11 protein-coding genes are annotated in these 14,022 nt (G+C 35.4%); 1 reads left to right on the top strand and 10 read right to left on the bottom strand.

Annotation, left to right across the window (positions count from 1 at the left end; genetic code table 11):
* Window positions 1-149: 149 nt before the first annotated feature.
* The 8 genes from ACERII_RS01765 to ACERII_RS01730 all read right to left on the bottom strand — a co-directional run bounded on the left by ACERII_RS01765 (window position 150) and on the right by ACERII_RS01730 (window position 11,761).
* A complete protein-coding gene (locus ACERII_RS01765) occupies window positions 150-3,224 on the bottom strand; it encodes an efflux RND transporter permease subunit (protein ID WP_373639715.1) in 3,075 nt (1,024 codons plus the stop codon).
* Between the two features lie 33 nt (window positions 3,225-3,257).
* A complete protein-coding gene (locus ACERII_RS01760; protein WP_373639714.1) occupies window positions 3,258-4,592 on the bottom strand; it encodes an efflux RND transporter periplasmic adaptor subunit in 1,335 nt (444 codons plus the stop codon).
* A gap of 182 nt (window positions 4,593-4,774) precedes the next feature.
* Window positions 4,775-5,212, bottom strand: coding sequence for a YaaR family protein (locus tag ACERII_RS01755; protein ID WP_373639713.1), 438 nt, complete (start codon window positions 5,210-5,212; stop codon window positions 4,775-4,777).
* 189 nt (window positions 5,213-5,401) lie between these two features.
* Entirely contained in the window at window positions 5,402-7,012 is a 1,611-nt protein-coding gene (locus ACERII_RS01750; protein ID WP_373639711.1) for a flagellin N-terminal helical domain-containing protein, read from the bottom strand.
* A gap of 15 nt (window positions 7,013-7,027) precedes the next feature.
* Complete coding sequence (gene fliS / locus ACERII_RS01745; RefSeq protein ID WP_373639710.1) at window positions 7,028-7,453, bottom strand: flagellar export chaperone FliS; 426 nt, start codon at window positions 7,451-7,453, stop codon at window positions 7,028-7,030.
* A gap of 94 nt (window positions 7,454-7,547) precedes the next feature.
* Window positions 7,548-7,847 (bottom strand): EscU/YscU/HrcU family type III secretion system export apparatus switch protein, encoded by a 300-nt coding sequence (locus ACERII_RS01740; protein ID WP_373639709.1) that lies wholly within the window; start codon window positions 7,845-7,847, stop codon window positions 7,548-7,550.
* Complete coding sequence (locus ACERII_RS01735) at window positions 7,844-10,348, bottom strand: hypothetical protein (RefSeq protein WP_373639708.1); 2,505 nt, start codon at window positions 10,346-10,348, stop codon at window positions 7,844-7,846. Before ACERII_RS01735 ends, ACERII_RS01740 begins: the two co-directional genes overlap by 4 nt.
* A 141-nt stretch (window positions 10,349-10,489) precedes the next feature.
* The gene (locus ACERII_RS01730) at window positions 10,490-11,761 is read right to left on the bottom strand and encodes a DNA polymerase IV (protein WP_373639707.1); all 1,272 of its coding nucleotides are present in this window, start codon (window positions 11,759-11,761) and stop codon (window positions 10,490-10,492) included.
* 204 nt (window positions 11,762-11,965) lie between these two features.
* Here ACERII_RS01730 and ACERII_RS01725 point away from each other — a divergent pair, with 204 nt between their 5' ends.
* Window positions 11,966-12,163 carry a hypothetical protein gene (locus ACERII_RS01725; RefSeq protein WP_373639706.1) on the top strand — a complete coding sequence of 66 codons (198 nt, stop codon included), beginning with the start codon at window positions 11,966-11,968 and terminating at the stop codon, window positions 12,161-12,163.
* A gap of 24 nt (window positions 12,164-12,187) precedes the next feature.
* On the opposite strand, the gene ACERII_RS01720 is transcribed toward ACERII_RS01725, so the two are convergent.
* Window positions 12,188-12,673, bottom strand: a complete 486-nt coding sequence (locus ACERII_RS01720) for a MarR family winged helix-turn-helix transcriptional regulator (RefSeq protein ID WP_373639704.1) — start codon at window positions 12,671-12,673, stop codon at window positions 12,188-12,190.
* 192 nt (window positions 12,674-12,865) lie between these two features.
* Window positions 12,866-13,981, bottom strand: a complete 1,116-nt coding sequence (locus ACERII_RS01715) for a M20/M25/M40 family metallo-hydrolase (RefSeq protein ID WP_373639703.1) — start codon at window positions 13,979-13,981, stop codon at window positions 12,866-12,868.
* Between the last annotated feature and the right edge of the window lie 41 nt (window positions 13,982-14,022).

Here is a 14,022-nt window from a genome sequence, read left to right as displayed (position 1 = left end):
AAACTATGTCAATGTAATTACATTTCATTTTATGCTATTAAAGACAATAAATGGTGTACCTATAGAACGTTAACCTCTAAATCTACTTCTATATAAAAGTGATGCAAAAGACAATTTCTTTTGCATCACAAATTGTGAGCCTACATACCCTAATGAAATAACCCTTTCCACCAGTTTGTTAGATTATCTGTATAAATGTAGATAACAGGAACAAGCACCAATGTTGTAAATGTAGAGAATGATAATCCAAACACGATGACGGTTGCCATAGGAGCCTGAAGTTCAGACCCTTCGCCGATCCCCATTGCAAGAGGCAGCATAGCTAGAACGGTTGTGAGCATCGTCATGAGAATTGGGCGTAGTCTTGTTGGTGCAGCTTCTAAGATAGCCTCTTCTCTAGTCATTCCTCTATTTCGTAATTTATTTATATAATCAACCAATACTATCGCGTTATTCACAACAATTCCAGCTAACATGATGATCCCAATAAAAGCCGGTACACTTAGAGGTCTACCTGTTAGTAAAAATCCAATCATGATCCCTATAAACGTTGTTGGAAGACTAAACATAACAATAAATGGATAAAGCACCTTTTCAAATTGGAATGCCATTACAGCATATACAAGAAATATGGCAAGACCTAATGCTAATGCAAGATCTGCGAACGAATCCATCATTGTTTCATACTCTCCACCGGTATGATAATCATATCCTTCAGGGAAAATATACCTTTCTAACTCCCTTTCAATATCTCCTATGACACTACCTAAATCACGTTCAATAATATCACCAGTAATCGTAACTCCACGCGATTGATTTTGACGATTAATTACATCAGGCCCCTCCACTTGGATGAACTCAGCGACAGCTGATAGAGGAACTGTATCTCCAATTGGAGTTAACAATGGAAGCATCTGGATCTGGTTAAAATTATTACGATATTCCTCAGGTAAAATAACAGTAACATTTACTTCCTGACCTTCTGTCCGCATATACGTAGCCACTTGTCCATTAATTCCCGCTCGAACAAACTGCATTATTTCAGCGTAAGATAAACCATATTGTCTTGCTAAATCTCGATCAACACGAAGTTGCATTTCCGGTCTTGTTTCTCCCATGGAATGAGATACATTTGAAGTGCCAGGAATTTCGCTAAAAATATCACTTAAATCATCTGCAATCAATTTTAGTGTATCAAAGTCTTCCCCTCTAACTTCAATCTCAATCGGTTCTCCACCCATACCATCGCTTTCAAATGCTCTAACTCTAACATCTAGATCCGGAAGAGTATCAGCAAAGTCACTAAGTTGTGAGATTATATCATTCGTTGTTCGTTCTCTTTCACTTGATGGCAGCAATCGAATATACAATTCACCACTATTTAGTCCTCTGTTTCTCCCAAACATTCCTCCCCCACCTATAGAGGTGTGGATGACTTCAACATCTCCAGTATCTATTAAAAATGCTTCTAACTCTCCTACCGACTCTCTTGTTTCTTCCAAAGAAGTTCCTGGTGGTGCATCAAATCTGGCTGTAATTTCCCCTTGGTCAAAGGCAGGAATTAATTCAATACCAACCATTCGAACGGATCCATAACTTGAGCCTAACAATACAAGCGTGATAAGAACAACCGTTAGTTTATGTTTCAACGACCAGTTTAATATACTGCGATACAAGTTATTCAGTTTTTCTAAAATATTCCCTACGGATTGTGATATTTTTCCAAACCCTTTTGGATCTTCAACAACAGTTAATTCCGGTAAAAGGAGGCCTGATAGCATAGGAACAAGTGTTAAAGAAACTACCAAAGATGCTAATAAGGTAAATCCCACAGTTAATGCTAAAGGCATAAAAATCTCTGCTGCTATACCACCAGTAAAAACAATGGGAATAAATACTACTAAACTTGTTAATGTGGAAGCAATGACAGCAGATGATACCTCACTGGCACCTTTTTTCGCTGCTTCTCTGCGACTATATCCTCTTTCCCGATACTTATAGATATTCTCCAATATTACTATCGAGCTATCAACTAATAAGCCTATCCCTAAAGCTAATCCTCCTAATGTTATGATGTTTATTGTTTCTCCCGCAAAATAAAGGAGTGTAAATGCTGATATTAAAGCAATTGGAATAGATAATCCAATGATTAACGTACTTCGAAAACTTCTTAGAAAAACAAGAAGAACTACTATAGCCATGGATCCACCAATAAGCATATTTACCACAACATTATTAATGGATTCTTTTATAAATAAAGCAGAGTCCATGATTGTTGTTAACGTAACTTCTTGCGGAACATCTTGCTGAATTCTTTCTATCACATTCGTTACCGCATTGGATACATCTACTGTATTCGCATCAGCTTGCTTTAAAATATCTAAACTTAATGTAGGTTGTCCATTCACATATGCATAGGAAGCCATTTGTTGATATGTTTCTTTGACAGTAGCTACATCACTAAGTCTAATATGATCACCTGTTCTTAAAGGGATATTTATTTGTTGAATATCACTTAAAGAACGAAATTCTCCTACAATCCGTAGCGGCATATCCTGACCACCGCGTGTAATCTCTCCTGCTGAAGTACTCATACTCTCTCCACCAATAATTTGTGTTAATTGAGAAAGAGATAACCCATAATTATTTAATGTAGTGAGATCAGGTTCAATAACAATCTCTCTTACTTGACCACCTGTTAAGCTAACCTGTCCAACTCCTGGAATTCGTTCCAGCATCGGAATAATGGAATCATCAGTGATATTTGTTAAACGATTAATATCTAAGTTTGCAGAAATACCTATTTGCATAATTGGCATTTGGTTCGGATCAAATCTCATCACACTAGGAGAACCAGCTCCCTCTGGTAACATTTGTCGAACCATATCAATTCGTTCTCGAAGATCTAACATAACAATGTCTAAGTTCGTATTGAAATCATACATTAATAGAATAACTGATTGATTAGGTGCTGAGATTGATTGTATCGTCTCTAGTCCTTCTGTAGAGCTTAATACTCCTTCTAATGGACGAGTGACTAAATTCTCTACCTCCTGTGGTGCTGCTCCATTATAAGAAGTGGAAACTACTGCTATAGGTAAATCTAAATCAGGCATTAAATCTACTTTTAGTCCTTTTATCGAGACGCCGCCTAAAATAATCATTACTAGAGCTATAATAATAACTCCCACTGGCCGTTTTACTGATTCATTTATTAATTTCATACATAGGTCCTCCGTTATCTTAGGTGTTCAGCATCATTTCTCGGAAGTAGATTCGTCACTTTCACCATTCATTTCATCTTGATTCGATTTAAATTGAATACCTAGATCATTTCTAACTGTAATGTATGCTCCATCATATAATTGATGATTCCCTCTCGTAACAAGGAATTCACCTTCTTCTACGCCTGAACCGATTGCATACCATTCATGTGTCTCATCAAAAATCGTAATTTCTCTTTTATCTACTTTGATTCCATCTGTTGTAACATACACACTTAATCTATCTTCTTCACGATGTACTGCAGAAACAGGAACTAAAACCTGTTCGTTTCCTATAGCAGAACCGAGGATTACTTCTGCATGCATACCCACTCTCCATTTATCATCAGCATTTATTATTTCTATTTCCACAGGATATGACCGAGACTGTTCTCCTGGGAGAAGACTAATATATGATATTTTCCCTTTATACAGTTCATTGTAAGAAGTTATACGAATAGTTACTTCTTGATCTTTTTCCATACTTGGTAGTAAAGATTCATTAACATTGACTTGGACAATTGGGGCATCCATTTGGACTATTTGTAATAGTGGTGCTTGTGGTGAAACCAAGGATCCAACAATTGTACGAAAACCACTTACTTGCCCTGATATTGGAGCTCGGACAACCGCATGTTTTAATTGTTGCTCTGCCATCTGGACGGCAATTTCAGCTTGCTTTACTGATGCTTTCACTGCATCAATCTGATCCGTTGATTTTGCTTGTTTAACTGCTAACTCTGCTTGTTTTACGGCATTTTTTGCTTGCTTAATATCATTTTCTGTGGGTAAATTACTTTCAATTAGAAGTTCCACCAATTTTCTTAGTTCCTCTGACAGATCTTCATCAAGTTCTAATTCTACAGTATCCTCAGCATTTACAAGCATGTCATGAACATTCTTGGCTTGCTCCAGTTGAAATTCCGCTTGTTTTATCCCTTGTTCTTGCATCGCCAAGGTGCTTTTTAAATTTGCTTCCGCTGCCTCTAACCCCGCACGAGCTTGGGCAATGCTAAGTTCAATATCCTCTGCCTGTATTTCAATTAGAATGTCTCCCCGCTCTACTTTATCTCCATTTTCCACATGAACTGCTGTAACTTCTCCAGCCAACATCGGTATAACAGGCATGTGCTCACCCGCCAAGACATTTCCTGATAGTCTCGTTTCATTAGTTAAGATACCTTTCGTCACTTCCATTATTTCAACAGGATGTACAGGTACCTCTTGATCTGTACTTACTTTATCATCAGTAGTTTGAGAACTACAGCCTATTAGGATAAAAATAACACCAGCTAATGCCAAGCCAAATATATTTCGTGAACTTTTCAATTTTACTCCTCCTAATTCCAATTCAGCCAAGGTTATATATATTAACCTTGAAGATAGACTTCCAAATACTATTTTATCATTGTTTTAAAAAGAGAATATGTCCTTTTTTTAACTATTTCATTCATTTTTAGACAAATAAGAGTTTGTTAAAACAGTAATGTCTACTATTTTAACAAACTCACTTAAGCATATATATTAATTAGCAATCCTTGAATCTCTCCAACCATATTTAGAATATCCAGACCCTTTTTTTGTTCTTTTATGATAGCATCTGTTAAATCCAATAGTTTCCGATCTACTTCTCTCACTATTTTGTAAACCTTTGTTCTACCTCTTCGATTAAATCCTTTCTGTTCCTCTAAGCTTAGTCCAAGCTTTACAGCATCATCCATAAAGTCCTTAACTAATTGCTTGTACTTCCTTAGTTCGTCAATAGTTCTTGATTCCCCTAAAATCTTTCCTTGGTCTTCTATCTTCCCTAATAACACACCTAATCTTTCATAAGCTTGATTATCTCTTCCTTTTTGCATAATTTCCTGAAAAGAGACTTTCGCTTCGGTTCCACCTTTTTTTTGATCGATTTTATTTAGTCCAACTCTATTTATTTTTTGTACATCCATAGTGGTCTCCTTTTAATTCTTGAAAAAATGTTATTTTGATTTTTGTTTATTAGAAAAAGAAACTGAGTTTGTCTAATTGGAACACATAAGACTATTATATGAAACTAAGGAAGGAAACCCAAGAAAAAGTTTTATACAAAAAATGGTGTGTTGAGAAGATATTGCACCTTTCAACCCACCATTTTCTTACTATTGAAGTAACTGCAATACTCCTTGTGGCAATTGATTGGCCTGTGCAAGCATAGCTGTTGCAGATTGATTTAAGATGTTATTTCTCGTAAACTCCGTCATTTCAAGTGCCATATCTGCATCACGAATACGAGATTCTGATGCAGTTAGATTCTCATGTGTTACTTGTAAGTTGTTGATTGTATGCTCCATACGATTTTGTGTTGCTCCAAGCTTGGCACGAGCCTCCGATATTTTATTAATTGCTTGATCTAATACAAAGATAGCGTGGTTTGCATCTTTGTTTGTAAGAACATTTAATTCTTCTATACCTAGCTCAACCGTATCCATCTTAGGGATGTCAATCATTACGTTTTGGTTTGTATTAGGTCCAATTTGGAAAGCAAGAGAGTTGTTGGTTACTGAGAATTCTGTTCTTGTAACCTTTGAAAATTGGTTAAGTGCTACATTGTCTACCACATTTATATTGTGTTCATCACCATCAATCTGTATTGTACCTGAAACCACTTTATCCGATGAATTAAATCCAGGAGTGGTAACATCATCAGGATTTAGCCCTAATTCTGCTAAAACCTCTGCATAAGTTGGAACATTAAAATTAGATATTGCACTAACTGTGTGATTATTAGTACCGATTTCTGTATTTACTAAATATGATGGTTGTACATCACTATTCACATTAAATTCAATCCCACTATGGTTAAATATACCATTACGTGTTGTGAATTCTCTATTAACAAATGTTGTTACACCATCTTTTTCTACACTAGCATTAAGTTGAGCTTCAATTTGGATTTTCACTGTTCCAGAACCTGTAATATTTTCTGCATTTATATTCAATCCACCAACTTGAGCCCACCCTGCATTTTCACCTGCGTTTATTACTACATTCTCAGCAATAGGAAGTCCATCAGGACCTTTTACTGTTACTCTAGCATTCGCACCAGTAAATTCTCTAATTTCAATTGTATATTCTCCTAATGCTTGTCCAGGTAAAGCCGGGTCTGCAAACTCAATGTCATTTGCACCAGGTTGGCCAAGACCTGCAAATGGTTGTTTTACATCATAACTCATCGTAACATCATGAACTGCAAGTGTATAATTTCCAGACTCAATTCTTGCATCAGTTACTCTTGGTGAAGCTACAAGATTTGCTTCCACGCTAGTACGGTTAACAACTGATAATACTGCACTGCTACCGTCTAATAATTTTCGAGTATTAAACTCTGTTTTCTCCGAAATACTATCAATCTCTAATTTTAGTTGGTCAATTTCCTTTTGGATTTGCTCACGGTCATATTCGGTATTCGTATCATTGGATGCTTGAACCGCAAGCTCACGCATACGTTGAAGCATTGAATGTACTTCCTGCATAGCTCCTTCTGATGTTTGCATTAAAGAAATACCATCTAAAGCATTTCTTTCAGCTTGCTTTAAACCTCGGATTTGCGATCTCATTTTTTCGGAAATAGCTAGTCCAGCAGCGTCATCAGCAGCTCGGTTAATTCTTAAACCAGAAGATAACTTCTCTAAGTTCTTGGATGTCTTCATTTGATTTTGATATAAGTTTCGGTATGAGTTCAACGCTTGTATGTTATTATTAATCTTCATTTCTAGTTCCCCTCTCTAACTCTCGTAAATCGATGTCTGTTCGTATGCATTTGCTGTTTGTTTTCTAGATTTAGTTTGGCTATCTATATTTTGTAACATTGCCTTTTGCCAAGCTAATGATATGGAAGTAACATGAGATATGACTTCATCTATTATTTTCACATCTTTAGAATAATTAGCTTCTATTGTTTTATCTGCTAAATAGTTATACACAGCATCAAGTTGGTCTGCTATAATTCCAGCTTCATAATTGAGCCCCGCACCTAATCTACGTAATATATCATTTGCTTTTTGTAAATGTGTATTTGCTTTATAATGGTCAATTTGCTCAATTGAATTTCTTGCTGCCTCTAAGTTATCTAAACATGCTTCGTATAACAAAGAAGTTATCTCCTGCGGTGATTTTTTATGTAATGCTTCGTTTGAAATCACGGTTATCATTCACCTCTGCTATTGCGAATTTTACTACATTCTAGTATATACTCTCGATTTGTGTCGTCATCATACTATTATTATCGACATTTATTTTCTTTGTTTAATAGTTTCTATCCATTTCTTCAATTAATAATAATATTTCTGCCATTACACTGTATAACTGAGGAGGAATATTATCACCTAAATTCATATCCAATAAATGTTCCAGAAGGTTTGTATCTTCTTCCATAGGTATCCCATTGAACTTTGCTAATTCCAATATCTTTTCAGCGACATGACCTTTTCCTTGTGCAACAACTTTCGGTTCATCCCCAGAAGCTTCATCATATCGAATAACAACTGCAGATGGTCCATTTATTTCACGTCTCTTTATTTGATTAAAGTGTCTTGTAACCATCATATTTTATAATCAAATCCTTTCTTTGTCATTGTAGGACGTTGTTGCTCTTCTATTTTATTTAACTCATCTACATTTTCTTTCATACTCATAGCTGCAAAGTGGAGTTCCTTAACATTAAATCCAATATCTTTTAATTTTTCTAAATATTTATTGGCTAATGGTTCAACTTTAGATTGGAAACTTGCTGAGTCATTTTTTATCGTTACACTTAATGATCTTTCTGTAACGTTTAAAGAAATGCCTACTTCCCCCATTTTTTTCGTATCTATTAAAAAATAAAGACTACAGTTTTCCCAATCAATTTTTTCTCCCTCATTCCTTGAGTTAACAAATACTTGTAAATTTTCTACAGCGTCTTTTAACAATAAAGGAATTTGAAACATTAACATCTGCATGTTTTGCTGATGGTCTGATCTACTCATCAATTGTTGACCAGCGATATTTTGCAAGGATTGTTGAGCTTGTTGTTGTATTTTACTTCCCTCTTCGTCCCTATGAGCTGCCTGAAAAAAAAGAGATTTCATATTTCTTTGCTGGTCCTCTCCTACATCTTTACCAGATGCTAAAAGTTGACCAATTTCAGCTTCTCTATTTAATCCCAACCCTCTTAAACCCTCAAAGACTTCTCTAGCTGATCCTTGATTGTAGGTCAAAGTTCGTACTGTTTGTTCATATTGTGTACTCAAGCGATGCACACCAGGTTTGGACTGTTGCCATTCCTGTTCTTTTACAATATGATGAATAATCTTTTGATTGTTTGGTTTGAAATTTAATCTATCTAGTGAATTTTGAACTTCTCTCACTATTTGTCTTGCTTCCGTATGATTTCCTTTTGCTAATAACTTTTTTGCTTCCGCTAATTGAGAGCTAGCTTGCAATACTTGTTTTTCTGTTTTCATATCAGCAAATAATAACCAATTATTTTTTAACAAAGCATTATCCAGTTGACGAATAACGTTTTCAAGCATAGGTTTTGCTTGTTGAGTAGACTGTGATCGGAATTGCTGAATAATATGTTCAATACGACTTAATTGGTTTGTAACTTCACGTTTAAAACTTTTAAATTCATCTGTTGCAGCAGCAAGTCTTTCTGTAACTTCTGTCATTAGCAACTGCTTAGATGGACTTTTTATGGATTGCATAATCTCATTAGCCACATATTGTTCCATTTCCACTCTACTATCCTGCGGAGGCGTATGCATCATTGGTAGAAGATTTTCAGCTCTTTGGATTGTGTCAATTATTATTTGACGTGCCTTTAATTCACGCCCTTGATCCAACTTATTTATCGCATCAGTAATTCCTTGCCTTAATAATAAATTTACCTCTTGGTTATCATTATTACCTGCTATGGTATTTTGTATTTGATTTATTGCTTGTTGCATATTAGGTTCATTCTGAATAAGACTGTTAAAGTTCTCTAACATTTGTCTATTAACAGTTGATTGCGGTGTTACATGTTGGGCTTCATTTCTTTGTACTTGGTTCATAAGCATAGAAATTCGTTCGTTTGCCTCCATTGCTTTTTGCATAGACTGAAGTTGAAGTGCTTCACGTAAACCTTGGTTTACCATAGCACGTACTCCAGTATCGGAACGTTCTAATACTTGTTGAACAGCCCTAATTTCAGCAGGCCATTGTGATCTCTCACTTTTATTAAGTTGTTCAAGTGCTTTAGAAACTTCACTACGGTTAGTTTTACCTATATCCTCTACTGAACGAATGTCACTTCTATTAATCACTTCTGGTTCTCGTCTTTCTGGTGCCTGACGATCTACTCTCACTTCTGGTTCTCGGCGTTCTGAGGTCTCGCGATCTATATTTCTTTGTATGTCTCTAGTTTCTGATATATGTTGCTCTATGGTTGTATTTCTTCCTGACATAAATCGGGAAGTGTCCATAGTCTCATTTCTTATATTTGTTTTCGGATTTATTTCCTTCATTTGTTCAGAGATTTTTCTACCGTGCAACGCTTCATGCACTGAGTGTAAATTACTGCTTGTTGGTTCTAGTCGTTTTTGTGTAATCATATCCACTGTGTTTAAACGCTGTTCTCTTGTGCCAATACCTTTTTCGATAAAATGATGTAAATCACGTACGGATTCTTTCGATAAGGGAATGTTATTTTTGTGTAGCCGTTCCACTGCCTGTCTCAATTCTGGGGATGGTGCTCGGTCTGTACTATGCCGTATTAGACGTTCAAGTGACTGCTCCACAGTACGTCCCGACTCACTACTTTTTTCATACCCTTTATTACTTGATACTTCTCTTAGTCTTACCCCATCTTCTGTTCTACCTTCTATTTGTACACTAACTTTATCTCCATTTGGAACTGTTCCCGAAAAGGTCGCATTCACTTTTTGGCCCCTAATGGAAACTACTGCTTCACGTTCAGATACTCTAGATTCAATTTTCGCATCATAAACCCCACCAGCTCTTAACTGAAGAGGCTGCTCTTTATTTGACGTTTTTATATTTAATACATTATCATTGATTTCCATCATTAACTCTCCTTGTGGTTCATACGCTCTTTCTATTTATCGGATTAATAATGGATTTGTTAATAGTTTTTTTCCGCTACCAAACATGCACAAAATGACCAAAATAAATAACTATATTCTAAAGTATCCTAAAGAACATAGTTATGACTTGTTTATATCTCTCAAAAAGTCTTTTTCCAGACTTGTACCACGTTTTTTCTTATCACGTAATTGGTCACTTCGATCTCCTTTACCAATTTGGGTTCCTTTTAAAACCACACTTTCTCCAAACTTATTTCTAAGCTCATCGACGACTGAACTTAGTTTGTCCTCTTTCATATCCTGTTCGTATGAAAAAAGATCCAGTTGCTTGTGAGCATGACCTTTTTCCACCAAATCCATAGCAGTTACCCCTAGTAATCGAACCGACTTTCCATCCCAGTATTTGTTCCAAAGTTTCCAAGCAGAATCGTAGATATCTTTATGATTATTGATAGGAAACTCTAACTTACTACTTCTCGTTACGGTGTTCCAATCATGATATCGAATGGTAAGTTGGATATTACCAGCATACATATTTTTATTCCTAATTCTTCTACCAACAGAGTCTGATAAATTCATAATTATTTTTTTAATTTCTGCTATATTCTTGCTATCTTTTGGAAGAGTTGTTGAGTTTCCAATACTTTTAAATTCATCGATAGAATTAGGATCAACTAACCTGTTATCAATTCCAAATGCACGTTCATACATTCTTTCCCCACTTATTCCAAAATTAGCTTTTAGAAAAGTCACATTTGAATTAGCAATATCTTCTATAGTTTCTATCCCTAGTTTTTTTAACTTTTCAGCGGTTTTGTTTCCTACCCCATGCATTTCGATAACTTGTAAAGGCCATAGTTTTACTTTCACTTCTCTTTTTCTTAGAACTGTTATCCCCATAGGTTTTTTCATATCACTAGCCATTTTTGCTAAAAATTTATTTGGCGCTATCCCTATACTACAAGGTAAATTTAATTCTCTCTTGATTCTTTGTTGAATATGCTTCGCAAGTTGAAGAGGATTCATTTCAAGATCTAAATTCGTCACATCCATGTATCCTTCATCAATTGAAACTGGCTCAACCAATGGTGTTATCGTTTGGAGTAATTGAAACATTCTCTTTGATGAAGCTCTATATCGTTCGAAATTCGGTTCTCTCACTATTAAATTGGGGCATTTTTTTAAAGCTTCCCAAAGCGGCATAGGAGCCTTTACACCTTTTGCACGAGCCTCGTAACTTGCAGTAACAATAATACCTCTCCTAGCTTCCGCATTACCAGCAATTGCTAGCGGTTTCCCTAGTAATTCTGGTTCATATGCCGCCTCGACGGATGCATAGAAGCTATTCATATCAACATGAAAAATAATTCTTCCATTCGCCTTGTCTGCCATAAAGACACCCCTCCAATTCATAATTATAATGAAGGGTAACAAAAGAAATCAAATAAGAGTGTTAAAAACGAGAAAAAATCTCATTTATTAACACTTTTTTAGAAAATATACACTGAATAATCCGAATTTAATGAGTAGTTTCCTTTTATTTTGTTTGAGGTATGTTATGATGAAAGTACAAAACGTGGAAAGGTGGTCGTTATGATGACAAACGTAGTCCAAAGTAAGACCATCCACAACTGTGTTTTATATTTAATACTTGAAATTGTGGCCTTATACAAAAGGAATGAATGGCCTTCACCAACGATAAGAGAACTGTCCCATAAAATAGGTTATTCTGAAGAAACTATTCTTGAATCATTAGAATTCGGGAAAATTGAACCTGTTAGCATTCTTCAATAAAGAATGTTGCAGGTTCTTTTTTCCTCATTTCTTAAATAATTCAGAACTTCCTTCTACCCAATTAATAAATTCAACGTTGTGAAAATAGGTATTTGAATCTTTAAAGAATGTTAAAACTTCTTTCATCGATTGTATATTTTCATTCTGATACATATCCATATAGTGTAAAAATCTTGTATTGGCGTTTTCAGAAAGTTTCCTTTTTTCCTCTCCCTCTTTTGTTAAAGTAACAAACGTTACTCGCAAATCTTTATCATCTTTCGTAATTGTTACGATGTCTTTTGCCCTAAGTCTTTTTATAATCTGCATTACTGTTGAGCGATCCCACAGACCAATTTTTGCAATATTTGTTATAGATAGTTTATTATTTGTACCTACAATCCACACAACATGTAATTCAGCCAAAGTTAAACCTAACTCTTTTGCGGTTGCTTGCCAATCTTCTTCTAAAACTTTCCCTAATCCTCGAATATAGTTTAATAATTTATGTATTTCCCCATCATAAAACATGCCTATATTCACACCCTTTTTTTAACATTAACTATATTCTACCATAACTTCCCTTATTTAAGGATATTTTTTACATAAATGACATAACTTTCGTGTAGCAATATAGTTACCTACAAAATATACGTGAAAAATGTCACTAAAAGGGTATCTTAGTGACATTTTTCTATGAGAAATCATTATTAGATGATTCCTTTATTTTGTTGATTCCTTAATAATTTCTACAATCAATTCTGTCGTTTTCACTAGTTCCACAATAGAAATTTGTTCGTTCGTAGTATGAATTTCTTCATAACCAATTCCTAAGTTGATTGTCGGAATACCGTGACCAGCAATGACATTTGCATCACTTCCTCCACCACTTTGCAAAAGCTTTACTTCTCTACCAATCGCTACAACAGCTCGCTTTGCCACCTCTACTACATGATCTCCATCTTGATGTTTAAATCCTGGATAGATAACTTCTGTTTCTACTTCTACACGGGCATTCATCTCTTTTGCAGCGTCATCAAAAGCTTTTTTCATCGCAGTTACTTGTTTTTCCATTTTTTCTGGAATAAGTGAGCGTGCTTCTGCAAGGATATCCACTCTGTCACAAACAATATTTGTTTGACTTCCACCCTCGAATCGTCCAATGTTAGCAGTTGTTTCTTCATCAATTCTACCTAAAGGCATCTTTGATATAGCTTTTGATGCAACGGTGATGGCAGATATTCCTTTTTCAGGGGCCACTCCAGCATGTGCTGTTTTTCCATAGACAGTAGCCCTTACTTTGGATTGTGTTGGTGCCGCAACAATGAGTGAACCTACCTTTCCATCACTATCTAAAGCATATCCGTATTTAGCAATAATATCTTCTGGATTAATAGCTTTAGCACCCACAAGCCCTGACTCTTCTCCCACTGTGATAATAAATTGAATAGTTCCATGTTCCATACTATTTTCTTTTAAAAGTCTAACAGACTCTAACATTGCTGCTAGGCCAGCCTTGTCGTCAGCACCTAAAATGGTTGTACCATCTGATTTTATGTATCCTTCTTCAATAATTGGATTTACTCCTACCCCGGGAACAACCGTATCCATATGCGACGTAAAGTATATCGGAGTAACTTCAACCTTCCCTTTCAACGTACAAATAAGATTCCCCGCCCCATGACCAGTAATAGAAGTAGTATCATCTTCTTTTACATGTACACCTAAACTTTCAAATTTATTTTTTAATACATTTGCAATTTCTCTTTCATATTTTGTTTCAGAGTCTATCTTTACAAGCTCTAAAAATTCGTCTACTAAGCGCTGTTCATTGACCATATGTATATTCCTCCACTAATTTAATATAGACCAGTTTACAT

Origin of the sequence: Evansella sp. AB-rgal1 (assembly GCF_041820985.1) — a bacterium.
GTDB lineage: Bacteria > Bacillota > Bacilli > Bacillales > Salisediminibacteriaceae > Evansella.
The sequence above is the reverse complement of the archived record's forward strand: the minus strand, read 5'-3'. Positions and strand labels throughout refer to the sequence as shown.